The sequence below is a fragment of the Ruegeria conchae genome, assembly GCF_000192475.1.
Classification (GTDB): domain Bacteria; phylum Pseudomonadota; class Alphaproteobacteria; order Rhodobacterales; family Rhodobacteraceae; genus Ruegeria; species Ruegeria conchae.
Genome location: NZ_AEYW01000023.1, coordinates 72479 through 96404, shown reverse-complemented (window position 1 = coordinate 96404; position 23926 = coordinate 72479). Strand labels below are relative to the sequence as shown.

18 protein-coding genes, 1 tRNA gene and 2 pseudogenes are annotated in these 23926 nt (G+C 54.5%); 11 read left to right on the top strand and 10 right to left on the bottom strand.

Annotated elements, in window-relative coordinates:
- Positions 1–3: 3 nt before the first annotated feature.
- From G7G_RS0120420 to G7G_RS0120405, 4 genes are all read right to left on the bottom strand, one after another.
- Complete coding sequence (locus G7G_RS0120420) at positions 4–834, bottom strand: carbohydrate ABC transporter permease (RefSeq protein WP_010443328.1); 831 nt, start codon at positions 832–834, stop codon at positions 4–6.
- Between the two features lie 12 nt (positions 835–846).
- Positions 847–1713 (bottom strand): carbohydrate ABC transporter permease, encoded by an 867-nt coding sequence (locus G7G_RS0120415; protein WP_010443327.1) that lies wholly within the window; start codon positions 1711–1713, stop codon positions 847–849.
- 107 nt (positions 1714–1820) lie between these two features.
- Positions 1821–3122, bottom strand: a complete 1302-nt coding sequence (locus tag G7G_RS0120410) for an ABC transporter substrate-binding protein (RefSeq protein WP_010443326.1) — start codon at positions 3120–3122, stop codon at positions 1821–1823.
- A gap of 94 nt (positions 3123–3216) precedes the next feature.
- Positions 3217–4242, bottom strand: coding sequence for a LacI family DNA-binding transcriptional regulator (locus G7G_RS0120405; RefSeq protein ID WP_010443325.1), 1026 nt, complete (start codon positions 4240–4242; stop codon positions 3217–3219).
- On the opposite strand from G7G_RS0120405, the pseudogene G7G_RS25025 reads away from it, so the two are divergent.
- A pseudogene (locus tag G7G_RS25025) lies at positions 4196–5001 on the top strand (FGGY family carbohydrate kinase). The gene G7G_RS0120405 and the pseudogene G7G_RS25025 sit on opposite strands and share 47 nt — an antisense overlap.
- On the opposite strand, the pseudogene G7G_RS24775 reads toward G7G_RS25025, so the two are convergent.
- Positions 4988–5338: pseudogene (locus G7G_RS24775) on the bottom strand (helix-turn-helix domain-containing protein); the annotation flags it as partial. The pseudogenes G7G_RS25025 and G7G_RS24775 overlap by 14 nt on opposite strands.
- 808 nt (positions 5339–6146) lie before the next feature.
- Between G7G_RS24775 and G7G_RS0120390 the strand changes: the two are divergent.
- The 5 genes from G7G_RS0120390 (at position 6147) to G7G_RS0120365 (ending at position 13303) form a co-directional block, all read left to right on the top strand.
- On the top strand, positions 6147–7307 hold the full coding sequence (locus G7G_RS0120390) for a hypothetical protein (RefSeq protein WP_010443322.1): 1161 nt from the start codon (positions 6147–6149) through the stop codon (positions 7305–7307).
- A 332-nt stretch (positions 7308–7639) separates the two neighbouring features.
- Positions 7640–11224, top strand: a complete 3585-nt coding sequence (locus G7G_RS23780) for a PAS-domain containing protein (RefSeq protein WP_010443321.1) — start codon at positions 7640–7642, stop codon at positions 11222–11224.
- Positions 11221–11607 (top strand): response regulator, encoded by a 387-nt coding sequence (locus tag G7G_RS0120380; RefSeq protein ID WP_010443320.1) that lies wholly within the window; start codon positions 11221–11223, stop codon positions 11605–11607. Before G7G_RS23780 ends, G7G_RS0120380 begins: the two co-directional genes overlap by 4 nt.
- Positions 11604–12860, top strand: a complete 1257-nt coding sequence (locus tag G7G_RS0120375; RefSeq protein WP_010443319.1) for an adenylate/guanylate cyclase domain-containing protein — start codon at positions 11604–11606, stop codon at positions 12858–12860. The genes G7G_RS0120380 and G7G_RS0120375 overlap by 4 nt, the downstream gene beginning before the upstream one ends.
- 212 nt (positions 12861–13072) lie before the next feature.
- A complete protein-coding gene (locus tag G7G_RS0120365) occupies positions 13073–13303 on the top strand; it encodes a hypothetical protein (protein WP_029622222.1) in 231 nt (76 codons plus the stop codon).
- Positions 13304–13525: 222 nt separating this feature from the next.
- Here the strand turns inward: G7G_RS0120365 and G7G_RS0120360 are convergent.
- Positions 13526–13600, bottom strand: a tRNA-Gln gene (locus tag G7G_RS0120360).
- A gap of 365 nt (positions 13601–13965) precedes the next feature.
- Between G7G_RS0120360 and G7G_RS0120355 the strand changes: the two genes are divergently transcribed.
- The gene (locus G7G_RS0120355) at positions 13966–14475 is read left to right on the top strand and encodes a ferritin (RefSeq protein WP_010443316.1); all 510 of its coding nucleotides are present in this window, start codon (positions 13966–13968) and stop codon (positions 14473–14475) included.
- A 28-nt stretch (positions 14476–14503) separates the two neighbouring features.
- Here the strand turns inward: G7G_RS0120355 and G7G_RS0120350 are convergent, their stop codons facing one another.
- A complete protein-coding gene (locus tag G7G_RS0120350; protein WP_010443315.1) occupies positions 14504–15007 on the bottom strand; it encodes an SH3 domain-containing protein in 504 nt (167 codons plus the stop codon).
- 154 nt (positions 15008–15161) lie between these two features.
- Between G7G_RS0120350 and G7G_RS0120345 the strand changes: the two genes are divergently transcribed.
- From G7G_RS0120345 to G7G_RS0120330, 4 genes are all read left to right on the top strand, one after another.
- Positions 15162–16148 (top strand): 2-hydroxyacid dehydrogenase, encoded by a 987-nt coding sequence (locus G7G_RS0120345; RefSeq protein ID WP_010443314.1) that lies wholly within the window; start codon positions 15162–15164, stop codon positions 16146–16148.
- A 27-nt stretch (positions 16149–16175) separates the two neighbouring features.
- Entirely contained in the window at positions 16176–17573 is a 1398-nt protein-coding gene (locus G7G_RS0120340) for an FAD-binding oxidoreductase (RefSeq protein WP_010443313.1), read from the top strand.
- A gap of 111 nt (positions 17574–17684) precedes the next feature.
- Positions 17685–18929, top strand: coding sequence for a hypothetical protein (locus G7G_RS0120335; protein WP_010443312.1), 1245 nt, complete (start codon positions 17685–17687; stop codon positions 18927–18929).
- Between the two features lie 138 nt (positions 18930–19067).
- The gene (locus tag G7G_RS0120330; RefSeq protein ID WP_010443311.1) at positions 19068–21575 is read left to right on the top strand and encodes a GcvT family protein; all 2508 of its coding nucleotides are present in this window, start codon (positions 19068–19070) and stop codon (positions 21573–21575) included.
- A gap of 68 nt (positions 21576–21643) precedes the next feature.
- Here the strand turns inward: G7G_RS0120330 and G7G_RS0120325 are convergent, their stop codons facing one another.
- From G7G_RS0120325 to G7G_RS0120315, 3 genes are all read right to left on the bottom strand, one after another.
- Positions 21644–21979, bottom strand: a complete 336-nt coding sequence (locus G7G_RS0120325; protein ID WP_010443310.1) for a carboxymuconolactone decarboxylase family protein — start codon at positions 21977–21979, stop codon at positions 21644–21646.
- Positions 21980–22050: 71 nt separating this feature from the next.
- A complete protein-coding gene (locus G7G_RS0120320; RefSeq protein ID WP_010443309.1) occupies positions 22051–22704 on the bottom strand; it encodes a DUF938 domain-containing protein in 654 nt (217 codons plus the stop codon).
- Positions 22701–23768, bottom strand: a complete 1068-nt coding sequence (locus G7G_RS0120315; RefSeq protein ID WP_010443308.1) for an NAD(P)/FAD-dependent oxidoreductase — start codon at positions 23766–23768, stop codon at positions 22701–22703. Before G7G_RS0120315 ends, G7G_RS0120320 begins: the two co-directional genes overlap by 4 nt.
- Positions 23769–23926 lie beyond the last annotated feature (158 nt).

Genomic DNA, 23926 nt, shown 5'->3' with positions numbered 1-23926 from the left:
TCCTTATTTCACAGCGCCGAAAGTCAGGCCGCGGACAAGTTGTTTCTGGCTGAACCAGCCAAGGATCAAAATTGGTGCAATCGCCATGGTCGAGGCCGCGCTGAGCTTGGCAAAGAACAAGCCTTCGGGGCTGGAGTAGCTGGCGATAAAGGCCGTCAGCGGGGCAGCATCGACAGCGGTGAGGTTGAGCGTCCAAAACGCTTCATTCCACGCTAGGATGAAGTTCAGCAAGACCGTCGAGGCGATACCGGGCACGGCCATGGGCGTCAGAACATAGAGGATTTCCTCTTTCAGTGTTGCCCCGTCCATCCGCGCGGCTTCCAGAATCTCACCGGGGATTTCGCGGAAATAGGTGTAAAGCATCCAGACGATGATCGGCAGGTTGATCAGCATCAGTACGACGACCAGCCCGCCACGCGTGTCCAGCAGGCCCAGACGTATGAACAGCAGGTAGATCGGATACAAAACGCCGACCGCGGGCAGCATCTTAGTGGACAGCATCCAAAGCAGGATGTCCTTGGTGCGTTTGGATGGCACAAACGCCATCGCCCACGCAGCAGGCACCGCTATGATCACACCCAGTATGGTCGAGCCGCCTGCGATGATGACCGAGTTCCAAAGGAACCGCATGTAGTCCGACCGTTCCTGCACAATGGCGTAGTTCTCAAGCGTCCAGTCGAAATTCAAGAATAGGGGCGGGCTTGCGATGGCCTGCGCTTCGGTCTTGAAGCTGGTCAGGATCGTCCAAAGGATCGGGAAAAAGATCAGCAGACCAACGGCCCAGGCAAGGGCGGTGTTCAGCGATTTACGACGGGATGTGACGGCGCGGGCCATGGTCGTTCCTCCTCACGCGTCCAGGTTTTTGCCGACGATGCGCATCAGGAAGATCGCAACGATATTGGCAAGGATGATGGCGTAGACACCTCCGGCAGATCCAAGGCCGACATTCTGGCTTTCCAGCACGCGCTGGAAGATCAGGTAGGTGAGGGTGCGGGTGCCGAACGCGCCGCCGGTGGTCACGAAGATCTCGGCGAAGATCGACAGAAGAAAGATCGTCTGGATCAGGATCACGATGGTTATCGCGCGGCTGAGGTGCGGCAGGACTATGTGATAGAACCGCTTCAGCACCGGGGCACCATCCATTTCGGCTGCTTCCAGCTGCTCACTGTCCAGCGACTGAATTGCGGTCAGCAGGATCAGCGTCGCGAAGGGCAGCCACTGCCATGAGACGATCATGATGATCGACGTCATCGACGCCTCGGAGAGCCATGAGATTGGCTCGGCCCCGAAAAAGCGCCACAGATGGGCCAGCAAGCCATTGACTGGATCCATGAACATATTCTTCCAGACCAGCGCAGAAACCGTCGGCATGACGAAGAAGGGTGCGATCACGAGGATGCGGACAACACCCTGACCCCACATGGGCTGGTCCAGCAGCATCGCCAGAAGGATGCCCAGCACCACTGTGATCACCAGCACACCGCCTACGATCACCAGCGTCGCCTGCACAGCGGGCCAGAAGGAGCTGGACGAGACGAACCGGACATAGTTGTCGAACCCGACCCAGCCCAGATCCCCACCGCGCAGCGGTAGGTATTTCTTGAAGGAAAAATACAGCGTCATCGTCAGCGGCACGAGCATCCAGCCAAGTAGCAGGACCACTGCAGGTGCCATCATCAGGCGAGCAACGGATCGGGAATGTTGAGTAGCCATAACGCAAACCCTCTCTGTTCAGGCGTAACCCAGCCTGCGAGAAAAACGCGAGTTGTGGAAGGGCGGAGCGGGGGGCAGAACTCTGCCCGCCCGCGGGGAGGGATGCCTCAGTAACCTGCGGCTTCCATTTCTTCTGCGGTGAAGGCCTGCGCTTTGGCCAGCGCTTCATCCACGGATTGCTGTCCGGCATAGACTGCCGAGAACTCCTGGCTCACCTGTGTGGCGATGCCTGCGAATTCCGGGATTGCGGCGAACTGGATGCCAACGTACGGGACGGGTTTCACCGTCGGGCTGTTCGGATCAGCTGACAGGATTGAGTCCAGTGTCATCTTGGCGAACGGAACCTTTTGGTATTCCGGATTCTCGTACAGAGACGTACGCGCACCCGGGGGAACGTTTGCCCATCCTTCGCTTTCGGCCACTAGCTCAATGTAGTCCTTTGAGGTCGCCCATTCGATGAATTGCTTGGCAGCATCTTCTTGCTGTGTGCCAGCAGGAATAGCCAGTGCCCACGCCCAAAGCCAGTTGGACCGCTTGCCCAATCCTGTGTCAGGTGCCAGCGCAAATCCTACGTGATCCGCGACCGTAGAGTCGTCAGGGTTGGTCACGAAAGACGCCGCAACTGTCGCGTCGATCCACATGCCGCATTTGCCCTGCTGGAACAGCGACAGGTTTTCGTTAAACCCATTGGTGGCATAGCCGGCAGGACCGGACTCGTTCATCATTTCAACGTAGAAATTCAGTGTATCTGCCCACTCGGGCTGATCGAACTGAGGCTTCCATTCTTCGTCGAACCAGCGGGCACCGAATGAATTGGACATCGCAGTGATAAAGGCTCCGCCTTCACCCCAACCAGCCTTGCCGCGAAGGCAGATGCCGTTGATCTCGGCGTCGCGGTCGGTCATCGCGGCGGCGGCCTCTTTGATGAACTGCCAGGTCGGCGCATCAGGCATTTCCATGCCCGCCATTTCCATAAGGTCAGTGCGGTACATGATCATCGAGCTTTCACCATAAAACGGCGCCGCGAAAAGCGTTCCGTCATGGCTCAACCCACCTGCCATCGCTGGCAGAATGTCACCAACGTCGTATTCTTCGGACAGGCCATCCAGCGGCACCAGCCAGCCATTTGCGCCCCAGATCGGCGTTTCATACATGCCGATTGTCATGATGTCGAACGTACCGCCCTTGGTCGTGATGTCGGTCGTTACGCGCTGACGCAGCACGTTTTCTTCTAACGTCACCCATTCGACGTCAATGCCGGTCGCCTCGGTGAATTTGTCGGTATAGCCCTGCATCCGGATCATATCGCCGTTGTTCACGGTCGCTATGGTGATGGATTGCGCGTGGGCTGCTGCCGTGGCGACGAATGTCAATGCAGTCGCCGCACGAAGTGCGTGTTTCAGATACATCCCTGTCCTCCCTGAGCTTGGATGTCGTGCAGGGAGCGTAGAGTGAAAGTTGTCGCGCAGTCAATAAAAACTTTACGCGCGTTAAAATTTTGATTTACGCAGAGTCCCTTAAAACAAGTCGAGCGGGGAAAAGTGTCTCAGTTCGTGATTCAAATTTTCCACCGTTTTCAATAAGTTCGAATAAAGTTTCGACGCTTCGGCTGGCTACGTTGTCGTAGTCATGTGCGGCTGTCGTCAGAGAAGGGCACGTAAACTTTGCGAACGGATGATCGTCATTTGAGGCCACGCGCAGCGTGCAGCCCTCCTTCCGGCCGACCCGAATCCCCTGTTCATAGCAGGCCGCAAGAAAGCCAATAGCCAGCCGGTCATTGCTGCACAGAACGGAGTTCGTTTTCAATTCACGCTCTTCAAGAACTTTCAGCGCGCCTCTGTGCCCAATCTCTTCGAAAGCCCATCCTTTCCCGTCGACTTTGATGATATGCGGCTCGAACCCGAGGCGCTCCATCATGGCGACATAGGCCTTCCTTCGTTTGTTGGCGTTTGGGTTCGCAGGTGTGCGCATTTCAAAGAATGATGGAGGCTCGCCCGTCCGGGTCATGTATTCAACTGTCTGAGACACAAAGCTGAAATTGTCCGATCCGATAAACGCGGCACCCAGCCCATCAAGGTTACTGTCAAACAGAACAGTCGGTACATTGACGCAGAACTTCTCAATCGCCGATCGGTCTGAAATCCGACCCAGGGGTGCCAACAAAACCCCGGCGGGCTTCATGGATTGCAGCCCATCCAGAATTTCGTTTTCCAGCTTTTGTTCTCCGTGGGCGCTAAAAAGGGAAGGGCGATAGCCTGCCGCAATACAGCTTTGCTCCAGATAGCGCGCGATTTCGGCAAAGAACGGATCGGCCAGATAGGGCACGACGATGCCGATATTCTTGGTCAACTTCCGGTTCTGGTTTACAGCATAGATATTCGGGCGATAGTCAAACCGTTCGAGCGCCTCTTCGATACGCGCCCTTGTCGTTGGGCGAACGCTGTCGGGATCGTGGAAGTATTTGGATACCGTAGGCCGCGAGATGCCGCTGAGGGCCGCAAACTCTTCCATATTCTTAATCTTAGTCATGCCAGTCTGCCTGCGGATCATAGCCGTCTTGATCTTATCCTATTTTTACATATTCTTTACGCGCGATAAAAAATCAAGAGTAAGACAAGTTCCGGACGTTTGTGCAGGTCGAGGGGTAAAAATGTATCTCGGGATTGATATCGGAACGTCGGCGGTCAAGATTGTCTGCGCGGATACTGATCGTATTCTTGCGATATCTTCTGCAGGGATCGAGACGTCCTCGCCGCAACCCGGTTGGTCAGAGCAGCACCCAGACCTTTGGTGGCAGGCGACGCGCGACGCATTGAAGCAGCTTGCAGAGCAAATCCCACTGTCAGAGGCGAAGGCCGTCGGTTTGTCCGGACAGATCACGGGGCCGTTTTGCTGGATCGTACGCTGTGCCCAATCCGCCCGGCAATCCTCTGGAATGACAGCAGGGCCGCAATCGAATGCGATGAACTACGCGTAGCCCTGCCGCAGATTGGTCATATTGCGGGTGTCCTTCCGTTGCCCGGTTTTACTGCCCCCAAAATTTCTTGGCTGAAACAGAATGAACCCGGTCACTATGCCCAGCTTGCCCATATCCTGCTGCCCAAAGACTACATCGGTCCACGCCTGCATGGTGAACTGGCAACCGATGCGTCCGATGCTGCGGGAACAATGTGGCTCGATCAGGCTTCGCGCAACTGGCATATCGGGATCGCGGAAGCCACTGGTGTGGCGCTCGACTGGCCGCCGCAAGTGTTTGACGGCCACAGTTTCGTTGGGCCGGTGCCGTGATCAAATCCTCGGCGCTGAGAATGCGATAAACGGATGCTTCCGAGACGAAGTACCGCTTCTCGTCGGTGTATTTGACCGCCAGTTCGCGCGGCGTCAGGTCTTCATGCTCAAGGGCAAAATCGACAACATCCTCGCGTACCTTGTCCGGGATGCGGTTCCACACTGACTTGGGCCGTGGCGAACGATCAGCCAGGGCATCGACACCACCATCGCTCCAGCGGGCATACCAGTCGTAGTATGTGCTGCTGGGGATGCCGAGCATCTTCAGGGTTTGCCGGGTTGGCAGGTGCGGTGCCTCGACCGTGCGGATGATCTCAAGCTTCTTTGAGGCGGGGTACACTTAGGTATATCCATTCTGTCTGGTTCTACCGATGGAAAATTGTCGCCGGACGCAAACTTCACCTTCGCTGCCGCGCGCACCAATTTCTCACATTCGGACGAACCGGACTGTTGAACCAGCATGGCATCGAGGCCGTTCATCGCCCTAACTTGAGCCCTTGCCCAGGGTGGAGATCGGCACTAGCGCTCAGTTTATTCTTATTGAGGGCCAATTTCTAATACGGAGTATTTGGACACCCTCCGTGGAGGATTGAAAGCATGGTTTCTGTCATTCCGGGACAGAGCTGAACATGGATCTCCGGCAAATCAAGTGTCAGCTTTCACTCAATTGATCAGTTGGCTTTGCAGCTGAAGAGAATGCCTTTGATCCGCAATTGACGACCGATGCCGCGGACTTCGCCGAAGTCAGCTCTAAACTCGAAGCAGACGTTCGCGGCAGTGCATCTGAACAACCGCGAAGCGGACAAAACCGAACTTGAGCACAATGGGCGCAAATTCCGCGTTCAGATCAAGCTTGATCTACTTCGTTCTTGCTTGTCGGGACTTAGCGGATGCAGCAGCGCATTTAACCGATGCATCTGCTGCTTAAGAAATATGGAAAGTAGCCTCTTATTGTGGCCGCTGCGATTTTTCACCCCTTCGTCAATGATCAACGGACTTTTGAGCCCTCAGTAGAGATTATTTATGAAGAACTAGGGAGCCACTCGCAAAGTCACATTCACCTTTCATCATTATGAGAAAGCTGTTGAGATTAAATGACACGCGTGACTGAATGAAATGGGCGGCAGACATGAAAGGATCAAAGGTTGAAAGACAAAGAAAAGACAGCGTTTGGCGCGAAAACCAAGGGTGGTGCGACTAATTTCATTCTGACCAACCACAAGGTTTTGAAAGACAGCTTTCATCTCGTAGCATTTGGCGACGATGAGAAAGTTTCGGTACCAGGAAAAAAAATAACTCGCGGAAAGATCGTGACAAAAGGTAAAACGGTGACCCTTTGCGCAGAGGACCCAAACAAAATTAAAGGGAAGGTTCTCGACAAGTTAAACAAACAACTTAGCGGAATTTGCACTCTAAAGGTGGCTAATATTGACATGGCAGCTTCGTTGTCTGACGACCAAGATGCAGCCTCTGTTGTACCCCCGGTTCGCCAACCGACCCAAAAATTACCTAGCGCCGGTGCTTTAGGTACATCCACCGCTGACTATGGTAACGCCATATTAGCAGACGACGAAGACAACGATGACGACCGACAAAAACTTGTGCGATTGGTCATGGGTAAACTTGCACCGCTGGTTCGCGACCTCGGACCAAAAGGGCGTGCGCAAGCCGAGCCAGAGTTGGACGAAGTCGCCAAAGCAATAGATAAAGAAAACTTCGATGCCGATATCGCGAAGCGTTTAATCAAGTCGCTTACGGCCAAGCTTGCAAACGGGACGTTTTCAAAACTGGACCCACCGGCCCGAAAAAAGCCAACCCAACCACTACCATCGGCGAGTGCGGCGGCGGGTGCAGATGGAGTTGACTATAATACTTCGTCTGGCTCTGTTGGGGGTGGGTCGGACGGTGTCGACTACAATACCTCGTCTGGCTCTGTCGGGGGTGGGTCGGACGGTGTCGACTATAATACCTCGTCTGGCTCTGTTGAGGATGGTTCGGACGGCGTAGACTACAATACCTCGTCTGGCTCTGTTGGGGGTGGGTCGGACGGTGTCGACTATAATACCTCGTCTGGTGGACAAGGTGCGGATCAAATGCGCTTAAGGCTGCGGTCGTTGGTGTTTAAGAAATTGGCGCCAGAGATCAGAGGTCTCGGCCCCAAAGGAAAAGCCGCAGCGGCCGCAGAACTGGAAGCAGCTGTGAAATTTTTAGATCTGAAATCATACGATGAACAAGCTGCCAGGCGCCTGCTAAGCGTAATTAAAAACAAACTCGAAACAGGCATTTATGAAGCGATGGAAGACTAACCGCCGATTTAGCTCGCTGAAAGCGGACATTTAACCCCAGCGCAGCATCCGTCGATTTGGGCTCAGAGCAAACCTTCGCTGCGTATTGCCTCAATGACCGCTGTGCGGGACAAAGCGGACCTTACGGGGATGCCGTAACTAACGCACGTGACCTAAAGGCTGGTGGAACGGGTTTGTCGGCTTGGTAAGCTCTGGAGCGGTAAGCTACGTCACCCTTTGAATTGCAAGAACTTTCTACAAGAGCTCGTGTTCACTATAACCAAGCTTTTACGGTTGGTTTTTTGACTAAACTCTTTGACTCAGTCATTCTTCTCCACGGGGGGGAACTGGATATGAATGGCGCTGACCAAAAAAGCCAAGCAGACAGGTACGAAGAAGGTATTGCGCTTCTGGATGTTGGTGTCGGCATATTCAATGACGCACTCCGATTGGTTTACTGCAACCCCGCATTTCGCGAGATGCGACGCTACCCACAAGAGCTCTGCCGCCGTGGTGTTAGTCTAGAAGATTTGCTGCATTTCAATGCCGAACGCGGAGATTTTGGCGCGGGCAACACTGATCGGCTAGTGGCCGATCGAATGAACGAGATTGGTGCCTCTGGTGAGCGCGCGCTCGAGCATGAGATGGCAGACGGGCAGGTTCTAGCGATCAGCTATCGCAGAACGGCCTCTGGAGGAACGATGGTCACCTATCAGGACCGCACCGCCGAACGAAAAGCAGAGAGAGCATTGCGAGAAAGTGAGGAGCGCTACGCGCTTGTTTCAGACGCTGCGGAAGAGGCAATCTACGATTGGCATATTACCGACGACCAGTTTTATGCGTCCCCACGACTTGAGACTTTCCTAGGGCTTGAGACCGGTCCTAAGGGAGAGAGAACGTGGGTATGGCAAGACATTATTCATCCCGACGATTTGCCCTCTTACTTGTCAGAGTTGGAGGCGCATATATCCGGCGAGAAGAAACGATGGGAATGTGAGTACCGACTCAAAGTAGCTAACGGCAAGTGGCGCTGGGTATCGGATCACGGCACCTCGATTCGCGACACTAACGGCTACGCGACGCGTATGGTGGCCGCAATTCGGGACATTACACCCAAGATTGAACGGGATGCAGCCCTTGCCGCAAGTGAGGAACGATACCAGTTGGTCACTCAAGCTACCAGCGATGGAATTTATGATTGGGACGTGACCAATGATGTTCTGTTTGTCTCTGCTGACCTGAACGATCTACTCAGTTTGGACGAGGCCAATTCGTCTTCGGAACGATGGGCCGAGCAGATCCACCCGGATGATTACGACGCTTATGTCAAGGCAATCGTTAACCATTTCAAGGGCGAGACTGATGCTGTTGAATGTGACTACCGGCAGAGGGCGCGTGATGGCGGTTACCGTTGGGTTCACGACCGAGGCGTTGGTGTGCGAAACGCCGAAGGCCGGGTCGTCCGGCTTGTCGGTGCCGTGCGCGACATAACTGAAATCCGGGATGCACGGGAACGAATTGCCCGAATTGAAGGTCGGCTACTCGGAGCAATTGAAACGATCGCCGATGGTTTGCTTTTGGTGGGACCTGAAAATCGCGTCGAGTTATTCAACGACCGCTACGTCCAGATCTTCAGCGACGCCGCTGGCGGCGCCGATTTGAGCAACCTAATCTATGAGGGCCGCGAATTCTTCGACATGATCCGCAACGGCTATGAGCTTGGGATGTTTACCGAACATCCAGACGGCGTTGACGGTTGGATCGCTGCCCGCCGCGTCGCTTGGGAGAAGCCAAAGGCGAACTGGGAACTAGAGTTGGGCAACGGTGTGTGGATCATGCTCAACGAACGTCGCCTGCCTGATGGTGGCCGCATCATGGTTTACAACGACATAACCGAATTCAAACGCAGGGAGGCAGATGCGCAGGCCGCACGGCAGCGGTTTGAAGACGCAATTGAAGCGATTTCGTCTGGTTTTGCATTGTGGGATGCCGAGGATCGGCTAGCTGTATGTAATGAGCGCTACCGCACCTACATGAGCGAACTCGCCGACAAGGTCGTACCCGGCGTGAAATTCGAAGAGATCATCGGTGCCGGCATCAAGCGCGGCCTATTTCCACTTTCCGAAGGAGAAGTAGAAGGGTATCTTGAGAGAATTGCCGAAAAGCGCATGAAAGCCTCGGGCGAACCACGCGAACAGCTAGTCGCCGGGTACTGGCTGCAGATTACGGATCACCGCACTTCGGATGGTGGCATCGTCTCGATCTATACCGACATTACCGAACTGAAGACCAAACAGCTGGAGATCGAACAACAATCAGCAATCCTCGAGTTAACAATGGAGAACATGGGCCAGGGGATTACGCTGGTGGATAAAGAGCTGCGCACAATTGCGTTGAATTCGAAATTTCTCGACCTCATGGAGTTTTCTCGCGAACGCTTTCGCCCCGGATTCACAATGGAAGAGGCATTTCGGTTCAATGCTGAACGAGGGGAATATGGGCCGGGCGACATTGACACCCAAGTGCGCGAGCGGGTGGAACTGGCCGCAAAATTCTTACCGCACAAATTTGAACGTATTCGTCCTGATGGTACGGTGATTGAGATTATCGGCAACCCTATCCAAGGTGGCGGCCTAGTTGCAACTTACACTGACATTACGGACCGCAAACTCGCTGACGAAGCTCTGAAAGCGGCACTGGCAGAATTTAACGCGGTCATCGATCACGTCGACTATGGAATTCTGTTCATGGGACCGGATTTACGTGCGCGTATAATAAATCGGGCATTTGCGCGAATTTGGAACATCGATCAGAAATTCATCGACCAGCGCCCAACTATGCAGGAGCTGATAGAGTACAACAAGGGCACAGGAGTCTATGATGTCGCGCCGAAAGACTGGGATGACTGGCTGTCCATGCGGGTCGAGGCAATACGGGCAGGAAACATGCCACCGGGCGAGTTGTGTCGGGCTGATGGCATGACGTTGAGTTTCCAATGCGTGGACCTGCCGGATGGCGGTCGCATGCTGACGTATTTCGATATCACCGAATTAAAACGGCGTGAAGCGGAGATTTCCAACGCGCGTGATGCGGCTGAACAAGCCCTCAACGATCTGCGGCAAGCCCAAGAACGACTCATCCAGTCCGAGAAGATGGCCAGCCTAGGCCAACTTACTGCCGGCATTGCCCACGAGATCAAGAACCCGCTGAATTTCGTCAACAACTTTGCCAAATTGTCTGGCGAGTTGATGGAAGAATTACACGAGATATTAGAAGACCCGATCGCTGCTCTGGAGGAAGAGGATCGCGAGGAAGCTAAGGACCTATGGCAGACAGTACGCGGCAACATGGGCAAGATAAACCAACACGGTCAACGTGCTGACAGCATCGTTAAAAACATGCTTCTGCATTCCCGCGAGGGGCCAAGCGAGTTGCAACGTGTTGCACTAAACCCGATAGCAGAAGAAGCGCTGAACCTTGCCTATCACGGTGCTCGGGCGGAGGATTCCAGTTTCAATGTCGAAATACGAGCCGACATTGATCCTGACGTTGGCCAAATCGATTGCTATCCGCAGGATTTGATGCGTGTTTTTCTTAATCTCATCAGCAACGGCATGTATGCGGCCAACAAACGTAAAGACGCGGAAGAAGGTGACTTTTCACCGACGATCTGGCTATCGACGCGAGCCAATGGTGACCGCGTCAACGTCACTATTCGCGATAATGGTACGGGCATTCCAGAAGAAATGAGGGAGAAAATTTTTCTACCGTTTTACACCACAAAACCCGCGGGTGAAGGCACAGGGCTCGGCCTTTCGTTGAGCTATGATACCATCGTCAAGCAGCATGGTGGAACATTGACTGTGGACAGTAAGCCAGGGGATCACACGATTTTTGACGTTTCGGTCCCGGTTCATTCTCAGGGGGACCTAGCATGACTGGACAAATTCTGATGGTAGATGACGAACCCGACGCACAAGACCTGATTCAACAAAATTTTCGGCGGGAGATACGAAAAGGAGTCTACAGTTTTGGGTTTGCCGGGTCTGGCGAGTCGGCCTTGGACGCAATAAGTCATTCGAAAGAAGAAGTGATGTTGGTGCTTTCGGACATCAACATGCCCGGGATGTCAGGAATCGAGCTTTTGCAGGAGCTACGCGCTCGCTGGCCTGAATTACCGGTTATGATGATCACCGCCTATGTTGATGCAGCGACCGAGGCGAAAGTCCGGGAACTGGGAGCGGAACAGTTCCTGACCAAGCCCGTCGATTTTGTTGAACTGAAAGAGCGGCTCTCACAATTTGTCGGAGATACGACGTGACGCCGCCTCGCATTCTTGTTGTCGATGACGAGCCCGACCTTGAAGCGTTGATTTCGCAAAAGTTTCGGCGTCGCGTACGCGAAGGGGAACTCGATCTATTGTTTGCTCATGACGGCAAACACGCCCTCGAAGTTCTCGAAGAGAACCCTAAAATAGATATCGTCCTTTCCGACATAAACATGCCCAGGATGGATGGTCTCACTTTGCTTGACCGGTTGAGCGAGATGGAAACTGATCTGCAAACTGTTATGGTTTCCGCCTACGGCGACATGAACAATATCCGCGCGGCTATGAACCGCGGGGCTTTTGATTTCGTGACCAAACCGATCGAGTTCGAAGATCTCGACCGGACCATTGCCAAGACGCTGGAACACCTTGAGTTGCTCCGCCAATTGCGCACGGCCCGTGATAAAGCTGAGCAAGCGAGATTGACGCTGTCACGGTATTTCTCTCCTACGGTGGTTGAGACGTTGTCGCGTGATCCAGAGGCAATAGAGGCCAAGGGCGAGCGCCGCGTAGCAACCTTTCTATTTACTGATCTGGCCGATTTCACTCAGCTGGTAGAAAGCTCGGATTCCGACCTGATCGTCGAAATTCTCAACGAATACCTAGATGGCATGACCCGAACAATCTTTTCGCACGGCGGAACAGTCATGAAAATCATAGGCGACGCCATCCAAGTAATATTCGGTGCGCCAGTTGACGACCCGGAACATGCCGCGCACGCGGTGGCCTGCGCCTTGGCGCTCGACGAATTTGCCCAAGGTTTTCAGAAGAAACTACTGGATCGCGGCATCGCGTTGGGAGACACGCGCATAGGTGTGAACAGCGGCGATGCGATCATTGGCAATTTCGGCGGCAAGAGCTATTTCGACTATACAGCGTATGGCGATGCTGTGAACACTGCGGCAAGGCTGGAACAGGCCAACAAGACGATAGGGACGCGCATCTGCACTTCGGAAAGTGTTGCCAAGGGGATCGACAACTTCTCTGGCCGACCAATTGGAAGACTCTTGCTGAAAGGCAAAACGCAAGCGGTGACCTGCTATGAACCCTTGTCAGAGGCGCTTGTCGACACCGATCAAGTGAGAGATTACAAGGCGGCGTATGAGCTGCTAGAGGCGAGTGACCCCAAAGCGCGCCAATCCTTTGCGGCGCTTTTGGCCGAGTGCGAAGACGACCCCTTGATCTTGTTTCACCTTGGTCGATTGCTGGCCGGCGAAACTGGTGCAGACATTGAAGCAGTGGGTTGATCGCCAGACCTGTCCCAACGTCATTGCCGCTAAACAACCATGATAAGGCTGCCCAACACTCGCCGTGAGCCGGTCGACCCCGACCCAACAATAACCAAAGGGTTGCCTATTTCGGCGGCAAGAACTGCGATTACACTTTTGAAAAGCTGCAGGAACAGCGCGCCTACAACGATTGGAAACCTTCCGACCTGATCCATTTGGTGCAAATTTCGATGTTGATCGCTGACTTTGGTGCTGAAGCGGACACGCTTCGCGAAGAAGGCTACGTGATCCAATCGGACGTTCCAAAGAAGAATCCGCGCATTGACGTGCTTGCTTCGCTGAATTCTCAGATTATAGCCAGGTCTCGTCTGATCGGCATCAATCACACCGCGGCAACAGACAAACGTTCGCGAGGAAACAGAGCGGCGTTGCAAAGAGAGATGCGACGAATACTTACTTAAGTTGCCGGTATTGGGCATCGCCCACCAGCCGCCAACTGGTGATCCGCCTCAACACTCGGGCAAACTCACGTTTGCAGCTATCGGCTCTGCTGTGCGGTCTGGCATCCTTTGAGGTTGTGACAGCTTTGCTTGGTTAAAGGCGCACCAAGCGCTGAAAAGAGCGTTTGGACACCAAGTTGGACACCAAACAAGAAAGGGCACCGCGTGGTGCCCTTGTTCTTATGGCTGGGGTGGTAGGATTCGAACCTACGATACACGGTACCAAAAACCGCTGCCTTACCACTTGGCTACACCCCAACGGTGAGCGGCTATCTACGACTGTTGCTTTCGGGGTTCAAGGGCTTTTTTGGACAAATATCATATCGATCTGCAAATTTTTCTGACAGCGGTTTGGTGATGTCTACCGCTCTTTGGTAAGTGTTCGAAATACTGAAAAGATGGTGAATTCCAAGGATTGGTTCAGGTGAGTGTTTCTTGGATTTCTTGGCAAAGGCGCAGCTTTTGGTTTATGCATATGAACTTCAACCTGCGACTGCGTTTCAATTGCATGATGCGCATATTAACCTGTTGAAATATTGTGTTAAAATAAAAATATGACGATTGAAAATTCCCGATCACTCACCTAGGTGATTATTGTCCGCTATCCAAAAAAGGAGCCTATTATGAAGCTGAACTTGCAAGTTGCAGAGGCATTGAACAAGCAAATAAATAATGAGCTTCATGCTTCGTATACCTATCTGGCGATGTCGGCCTATTTCGAGGCGCAGGACCTGCCAGGTTTCGCCAGTTGGTTCCGGGGGCATTCCGTAGAAGAAGATACTCATGCAATGCGTATTTTCGACTTTATCGCCAAGCGGGGTGGCCGGATCAACCTGGAGGGGATCGCCAAGCCGCAAACGGAATATGAATCGCCTGTTGATGTGCTCGAACAGGCTCTGGCGCAAGAACAGACAGTAACCGGGCAGATCAATGCGTTGTTCGAACTGGCGCACGAGGTCAAGGAATACAGTACGCAGAATATGTTGAACTGGTTCTTGGCAGAGCAGATCGAGGAAGAGGATTTGTTCACTTCGATCTTGGATAAGGCCAAGGCGGCCAACGGAGATCGCTGGAATCTATTGCTGCTGGATCAGGAACTGGCCAAGCGCGGCAGCGGGCAAGCCGAGGGTTAACCAACACAGAATTCAGGATAAGGGGTGGTTATTCCCGAATTTCAGAGGGATCGACCCCCCAAAGATTGTTCTTGAGGGTCCAGCCACGATAGCCGCCGGCCGAAATGCGGCACCAATCCGGTGTACATTGCTCTAGTCGGGCGACAACCCCGGTTTCGAAATGCGCGTTCACCTGCGAATTTGAGTCGGGCAGGGTGTAAACCGGCAGCAAGTCGGATTCTATGAGAACAGTCCGCACGCCTGAAAGCAGAGCGTAGTGAACCCAACCCCCCGCGCCGTCGTGGTCCTGCACTTTGCGCCAGTTTCCGTATTCAGCCGTGATCTGCAGCGGCATGCCGCGTCGCTTGAACACCCAGTCGATTCGGTGGGTCAGAGATGGGCCGCGGCGCACATTACCCTCGGCCGCTTTCATTGAGACATATCGGGGTAGAGGCAGATTCGTGACTTGGCCACGTTTTTCCTGCGCAGACGCGGCCACAACGCCAAACGCGAGAAGAAACACCGAGATCAACGCCACAAAATGGCGATTCACTGAAAAACTAGCACTCACTGCCTGTCTGCTCTTATGCCTGTCGATCGTGCGTAAAAAAGGTTGAGACGATGCCCAAGGGGTTCTTGTGCCCCGTGTAATCCTGCGCCACGATGCCATGGCGCGCGGCTGTTTGCAAAGCGGTAGGAGGGCTAAGGTGCCAAGAGAACGTCTGAGTGTTGTCGTTACGCGACGGTTACCCGAAGCGGTGGAAACCCGGTTGAGCGAGCTTTTCGATGTAAAGCTGCGGGACAACGATGATCCCATGACACGCGAAGAACTGACTGCCGCAGTGAAAGAAGCAGATGTGCTGGTCCCAACCATCACCGATACCATTGATGGCGGTATTTTGGGGCATGCAGGCGAGAATTTGCGCTTGATTGCGAACTACGGTGCGGGTGTCGACAATATAGATGTAGCGACAGCGCGGCAGCGGGGCATTCTTGTTTCGAATACTCCAGGCGTACTGACCGACGATACCGCAGATATGACGATGGCACTGATCCTGGCTGTCACTCGGCGAATCCCTGAGGGGCTGGGCGTAATGCAAAAAGGCGATTGGGCCGGGTGGGCTCCGACTGCCTTGCTGGGTGGCAGGGTTGGTGGACGCCGGTTGGGTATTCTTGGTATGGGCCGGATCGGGCAGGCAGTTGCCCGCCGTGCAAGTGCCTTTGGAATGCAGGTGCACTATCACAATCGCCGCCGCCTGCGCCCAGAGATTGAACAAGAGTTGGAAGCGACCTACTGGGAAAGCCTTGACCAGATGGTTGCACGAATGGATGTCATTTCGATCAATTGCCCGTCGACGCCGTCGACATTTCACTTGATGAATGCGCGGCGATTGAAGCTGATGAAACCCTCGGCTGTGATCGTGAATACTTCACGTGGTGAAGTCGTAGACGAAAACGCGTTGACCCGGATGATCCGTGCGGGAGAAATTGCTGGCGCGGGCTTGGATGTTTATGAGCAGGGCACAGACGTAAATCCTCGCCTTCGGCAACTGCCAAATGTAGTTTTGTTGCCTCATATGGGTTCGGCCACGCTCGAAGGTCGGATCGAGATGGGTGAGAAGGTCATCATCAACATCAAGACATTCGAGGACGGCCATCGACCGCCTGATCAGGTTGTGCCTGCAATGCTATAGGCCGCGGCCTGAAGGAAAGGGAACGCAATGGTGCAGGCAGCCGCTTTGCAGCGAAATGAATCCGGAATAGAAACCGCTGTCGGAGTTCTGAAACAAAGATTTGGGGACCGGCTGCAGACCGGTGCCGCGATCCGTGAGCAGCACGGGCACACTACGACCTGGATCGAGAACCAGAGCCCTGATGCGGTGGTCTTTCCGCACTCTACCGAAGAAGTTGCGAATATCGTTAAGGTCTGTGCCGCGCATAAAGTGCCGGTAATCCCTTTCGGTACAGGCACTTCGCTTGAGGGGCATGTGAATGCGCCTGCCGGTGGGATTTCCGTCGATCTGAGCCAGATGGACAAGATACTGGCCGTCAATGTCGGTGATCTGGATTGCGTGGTACAGCCGGGTGTCACCCGCGCCGATCTGAATACCCATCTGCGGGATCAGGGGCTGTTCTTCCCCATTGATCCTGGCGCGAATGCGTCTCTGGGTGGCATGGCCGCGACGCGCGCGTCTGGCACCAACGCAGTGCGTTATGGGACAATGAAAGACAACGTGCTTAGCCTTGAGGCCGTGATGCCTGACGGGCAAGTGATCCGCACTGGACATCGGGCCCGCAAGTCCTCGGCCGGGTATGATCTGACGCGTCTGTTGATTGGTGCCGAGGGGACGCTGGGCATCATCACTGAGATCACTTTGCGTCTGCATGGTATACCCGAGGCCATCAGTTCAGCGCGTTGTTCATTTCCAACAGTGGATGCGGCATGCCAAGCAGTTATGATGACCATTCAATATGGAATTCCTGTTGCCCGGATCGAACTGCTGGATCAGATGTCTGTCAAAGCGGCAAACGCCTATTCAGGACTTGATCTGCCTGAAACGCCGCTGTTGCTGTTGGAGTTTCACGGTTCCGACAGCGGAGCGGCTGAGCAGGCCGAGACCTTTGGGCAAATCGCGGAAGAATTCGGTGGCAGCGATTTCACCACCACCTCGACAACCGAGGAGCGCAACAAGCTGTGGCAAGCCCGGCACGACATGTACTGGGCCAGCCTGCAATTGCGACCGGGCGCGCAGGGGATTTCAACGGATGTTTGCGTTCCGATCTCGCGTCTGGCCGAATGTGTGACAGCCGCACAGGACAAAGCCGCCGAGTTGGGATTGCTGGCCCCGATTGTGGGTCACGTCGGAGACGGAAACTTCCATACTCTGTTGTTGATCGATATGGACAACCCGGCTGAAGTCGCGGGCGCTGAGGATTTCGTTGGATGGCTGAACGATATGGCTATTTCGATGGAAGGCACCTGCACTGGGGAGCACGGAATAGGGCAAGGAAAACGCCCTTATCTGGTGAAGGAACTGGGTGCAGCCACGGCCTATATGGCGGCGATAAAATCGGCGCTGGATCCTGATAACATCATGAATCCGGGGAAGATTCTTTAGTATATAAGCTGTATGTCGACGGACAGATAATTCCAAGGATCGGTCATATCCACGCCCAAATTTCATAGGATTGAATCTCTTCAGAGCACTAATTGATTCTGAGGTTGACTTATGGGCGCCTTGCGGTTCATTGGATTTTTGCTGATCGCGGCGATTGTTATCGCGGGTCTTGACTATTACCAGCAGGATAAAAAGCACGACGATACATTGTCCTTTGCAGGTTATATCGAAACGATCAATGATCGTTTCGGCTTGTATAAGGCCGAGCAGGTCGCCAAGCAGGCCGAACGTGCGCGCAAGAAAAGCTGGGATGCGGGCGCAAAATCCTTTTTGCCATCTCCCCCCAAAGGTTGGAGCCGCTATGATCTGATAGATGCCGATAGCAAGCCGGTTCAGGCGGTTCTGTCGGGGTATGAAATCTCGCCCATGATCAGCTCTATTTCCGGTCAGGCTGAATTACAGCGCCTCACGAATGAGGGGCGCGAGGGTCTGATACGTAAGCTGGCAGAGTCCGGTTATGTTTATGAAAAAGATGGTGAAATCGTCTGGTTCGACATCACTTTGAAGCCTAAGAAAGCACGCAATACTCTGGTTGGTCTGGCACTGGGGCGACAGGCCGACTTTATGAACGCGATGCAGTTTTCTAACGGATATGCCGTCATTGATGGCGTGGCGTTTGCGGAAGTGACCGAGGGTCTTTCTGGCGATGTTCAAGAAAGCGACATCCGTAAGATCAAAGGTCGCATCGGATTTGATGAAGAAGTTGTGCTGCGTCTGCATACCAATGCAAGCGATGCCACGATCCGGCAGTTTTTGAATTCAGTCGATTTGGCCGGGCTGAATGCACTATTGGAATTTCCCTCGGTTGCGACGGGGCAGGGTATTTATGTTCCACTGGAGGAACAGCCTGAAATGGCAGGAAAAATGCTGGACCTCTATGGGAAAATGGTGGCTATGCAGGACAAGGTGACACAGCAGAAACTCGAGAACATGGATATCGGAACTGTGATGTTGAACACGCTTACAGCGACGGATTTCAACGCAGAAGGTCTGGCCGATATCACTGGCGGCAAAGTCTTTGAAAATCAGGACAATTTACAGATGGCCTATGGAAAGGCGCTTGAGTTGATATTGCATTCGGATCAACGTCAAGCCGACGCCAGCCCGACTGACTCGGGTGGCGGTTTTATCAATGGATTGCTACAGAAAATCCCCGGTTTTGGGGCATTTGGCGGCGGCGCCGTCGCTACTGCAGCAAACGCAGGACGCTCAGACGTCCGTGTTAGAAAGGGAAACGAAGGATCTTCCTGCGCAATGAGTGGAAGCTCTAAACGCTGCACCTTCGGTAAAAACTGATCGGATTGTCACGCCCGAATAACGAACCTGCATCAATTGCGGGTCGTTTTTCTATTATCACTGGTCGGATGAATGTCGCGCCGGGCGCCACAAATGCGCCATATGGTGTCAACAGATTCCAAGGGGAGACACCCGGCTATGAAAACCCAAGTCAAAGCACTGGTTGTTGGCGGCGGCGCCGTCGGAACCTCGATTGCCTATCACCTGGCCAAGGCAGGCTGGGATGATGTGATGCTGATCGAGCGGGACGAACTGACATCCGGTTCCACCTGGCACGCGGCGGGCCTGTTGCCGTTGTTCAACATGTCTTATGCCACGACCCATATCCACAAATACTCGGTCGATTTCTACAAGACGCTTGAGGAAGAAACCGGGCTAAATGCCGGTTTCGCTGTGGTGGGCAACCTGCGCATGGCACAGACGCAAGAGCGTATGGACGAATACATGCTCTATGCGTCCACAGCCGAGACCTGTGATGTTGCCTACGAATGGCTTACCCCTGACCAAATCAAAGAGCGCTGGCCGCTGATCGAAACCTCGGACCTGAAGGGTGCAATTTATCACACCGAGGACGGCTATATTAACCCTGCCGACGTGACGCAGGCGATGGCCAAGGGTGCTCGTCAACGCGGTGTCGACATTGTTCGCAAGATGCAGGCCGATGCGTTCCATTGGAACGGCACCCACTGGGAAGTCACCTGCACCAAGATGGTCGAGAAGGGCGGCAACCTCGTTCCTTCAGATGAGCAGGTTGTGATCACTGCCGAGCATGTGGTGACCGCATCAGGCAACCACGCGCAGCGCACTGCCAAGATGTTGGGCATCAAGATGCCTGCCATCCCGGTCGAGCATACCTTCATCGTCATGGACAAAGACCCTGAACTGGTCAAATGGCGCGAAGCGGGCAACCCCGAGCATCCGGTTGTGCGCGATGCCGACAACGAGTCATATGCCCGCGAAGAACGCGGCGGCTGGATTCTGGGTATCTACGAACATGGCGCTCCTGCGCAGTTCGAACATGGCGTGCCGGACAGCTTTCGCGCTGACCTGTTCCCGCTGGATCTGGACCGGATTGCCGATCAGTACATGGCGATGGCAGAGCGTGTTCCCTCCTGCGCCGAATCCGGTTTGAAAGACGATTTCAATGGTCCAATCTGCTACACCCCTGACGGCAACCCGCTGGTTGGTCCGGCTCCGGGCCTGCGCAACATGTGGCTGGCTGAAGGCTTCAGCTTCGGCATCACCGCCGCGGGCGGCACCGGCTATTATCTGGCACAGATGATGGTCGATGGCGAAGCCGAGATCGACATGGCTTCGCTGGACCCCAAGCGTTACTCGTCCAACTGGATGACCACCGAATTTGCGGCGCGCAAGAACGAAGAGTGCTATGAGCACGTCTACATCCTGCACCACCCGGATGAAGAGCGTGAAGCCTGCCGTCCACTGCGTACTGTTCCGGCTTATGACCGGCAGAAAGCCCGTGGCGCTCAGTTTGGCTGGGTCAACGGCTGGGAACGTCCGAACTATTTCGGCCCGCTCGAGGCGCCAGACAACTTCGACAAGGAAAGCCGCTCGTTCCGTCGTGGTGGCTGGTGGCAGTATGCCGTCGAAGAAGCCGAGGCGATCCGAGAAGGCGTTGGCCTGATCGACGCGTCGGCCTTTACCAAGCATGTCGTCAAAGGCCCCGGTGCGACCCAGTTCCTGGACTGGTTCACCTGCAACAAGCTGCCCAAAGTTGGTCGCATCAACCTGACCTACGCGCTGACTTCGCACGGCACCACCCGCACCGAATACACCATCGTCCGCAACGGCGAGAACAACTACTACATCGTCTCTGCCGGTGCCTGGACCGAGTACGACGCCGACTATCTGCGCAAGGCGGCCGAGGACAAGATGGAGGAGTTTGGTTATATCGAGATCCAGGACGTGACCACCCAGTGGGGCGTATTCGCCATCGCCGGACCCAAGTCGCGTGACGTGCTGAAGGAGGTCATCAAGGACGCCGATCCGGAAACTGCACTGTCCAACAAGCGCTTCCCGTGGTTGTCGGCCCGTCAGATCGAACTCGGCATGTGCCCCGTGAACGCGATCCGTGTGGCCTATACCGGTGAACTGGGTTGGGAACTGCACCACCCGATCGAGATGCAGAATTACCTGTTCGACCTGCTGGAAAAAGCCGGTGAGAAGCACGGTATGAAGCTGGTCGGCGCGCGCGCCCAGAACTGGCTGCGTCAGGAGAAATCCTATCGCGCGTTTGGTACAGAACTGGGCCGTGACGCAACCCCTCTGGAAGCTGACCTGCCACGCTTTGTTGATCTGTCGAAAGACTTCTACGGCAAGGCCAAGCTGGAAGAGACCGGCGTACGCGTGAAATGCTGCACTCTGCTGATCGACGGGCCGGACGATGCCGATCCATGGGGCCGCGAGGCGCTGTACACGCCGGAAGGCGAGCGCGTCGGTCGTCTGACCTCGGGTGGCTATTCGGTGGCCTTCGAGAAGTCCATCGGCATGGGCTATGTGAAGCCCGAACTGGCGGTCGAAGGTACTAAGCTTCAGGTCAAAATTCAGGACAAACTGTGGGATGCGGTCGTCACATGCGACAGCCCCTACGATCCGAAGAATGAAACCATCCGTAAGGACGGCTAGTAACTTAGAAAGGCGGCACAAACCTGTACCGCCTTCCCCAAAAAGCCCGCCTCTGGTGGGCTTTTTTTTTATGAGTTCAATTCATCAAAGCAGTCTAGGGCTTTCGCCGCATACATCATAGATGGCCCGCCGCCCATCTGCACCGCCATCGCCAACACATCCGAAACCTCATCGCGAGTGGCGCCTGTTTTGATCAACGCCTCGGTATGCAGGGTGATGCAAGGCTCGCACCGAACGGCGATCGACATGCCTAACGCGATGAATTCCTTGGTTTTGTAGTCCAGGATCCCAGTTTCTTTGACCGAATTCCCCAAGGCACCAAAGGCTCGGGCGGTATTGGGAATGGCGCCGTTGAGATTGCGCAGGCTTTTGCGGGTCCCGTCCAGTGCTTCGTGCCAGCTCATTACAACATCCTTCTTAAAACATATGATAAATTGCATATGATGCATAAGAAGGGGACCGGCTTTGATCCTGATCAGATTGCTGCCTTTTGGCCTATGAATGCCAAGTTGTTCGCGGGCATCTGAACGACCTCGACCAGATCGAGGTCATTTTCAGAGAACAGCGCCATTATCTGGGTGTCATCCTTATACCCAATCTCGGGGTCCTGTTGAACCAATGCGTCGTGAAATCTCTGGTCGCCTTCGCTGGTCAAGCGCCCATCACGTTTGAAAGGGCCATATAGCACCAAACGCCCGCCCAAGTTCAAAACGCGCGCGGCTTCGGCAATCAAGGTTTCAGCCTCGGGTAAGCTGATCAGATGTAAGAGGTTGACCAGCACAACCAAATCTTGCCTTGCTATGGTTTTGTGCCAACCTGCCGCGGTTGCATCCAGATGAAGTGCAGGGGAAGTGTTTCCCAGCCCTTTCGAATAGGCATCAATACTGGCGCGCCGTTCCAAGTTGACTTCGCTGGGTTGCCAATGAAGTCCGGGCATCCGCCGGGCAAAGGCCGATACATGCTGACCTGTGCCACTGGCCAGTTCCAACGTGCGGCCCGATGATGGGGCAACACGCGCTATCAGATCACAAAGCACCGCCGCGTTTCGGCTTGCTGTTGGGGCGACAAGCATGCCGTCTTCACCTTCTGTGGCGACGCTTGCATTGGGGGGCAGTTGGCGCGGTGTCATCTGCGCAACCTTTCGGGCTTCAGCACTTGCACAGTTGTGGCATCAAGTGATGGTTCAGTACCTGTTACAAGATCTGCCACAAGTTGCGAGGCAGCCGGGGCAGTCTGAAACCCGTATCCGCCCTGCGCGGCAGTCCAGATAAAGGTTCGGTCTGTGGGATCTGGCCCCAGAACCAAAGTGCCGTCCGATACAAAACTGCGCAGCCCGGCCCAGTTTGTTTCAACACGTGTCACCGGTTCTGTCACCATGGCCTCGTACCGTGCCAAACCTTCTGCTAGAACCATGTCGTCGGCATAGGCATCATGGGGTGAGGTCGGGTCGGTCTCGCAAGGTGAAACGAGTAACTTTCCGGCATCGGGTTTGGCATACCAGGTTTCAGCGACCCCCAGCATCATGGGCCAGTTTTTCACATCATGCCCTCCAGGCGATGGTAGGCGGGCCATGGATCGACGAAATGGAGTAATACCGATTGGCTGGATTTCTGCCATTTGCGCCACTTCGTCCACCCATGCGCCAGCGGCATTTACCAAGTTGCGGGCTTCAAAGGTGTCAGAGGCTTCAACGACCCAGTGACCGGACTTGCGAATGCTGCCGACCTTCTCTCGGGTCAGGACTGATCCACCGTTGCGTCGGATGATCCGTGCATAATCCTGCAACATCCGGTCCGTATCTATGTCAAAGGCAGTATTGCTGATGGCAACATGTCCTACGGTGTCGGCATTCAGGATCGGGATTTGCTTTGTGGCCTCGTCCAGAGAAATTTGCTGAACTCCAAGGTCTTGAGCTTCCTTCAGGAACAACTCTTGTTGATCCTTGGCACCCACCAGCATCAATCCTCGCGGTGTCAGGTATTCATTGACTTCAAAGAAAGCAGCGCTCTTTTCGTTCAGAGCTTTGACGGACGGCGGACCATATCCCTTTTCAAACAGGGCGGCGGACCGACCTGAGGTGTGATAGCCCAACGCATCCTCTGCTTCTAACACCGTGACGGTGCCGTGCTTGGACAGGCGGGCACCCACGCTTAACCCGGCGATACCGCCGCCGATTATCAGGAAATCAATCATACGTGTTCTTTCGCTTCCGGCCGGGGGATGATCAGTGTGACGCATAATATACCCGTGACCTGTGCTGACCATGGCACGCGTGCCTTCAAACGAAAAGAAGCAAGCACCATGCACAGGAAACTTGATCGCAAGCGATCAGCCTGCTCTTAGTGCAATCA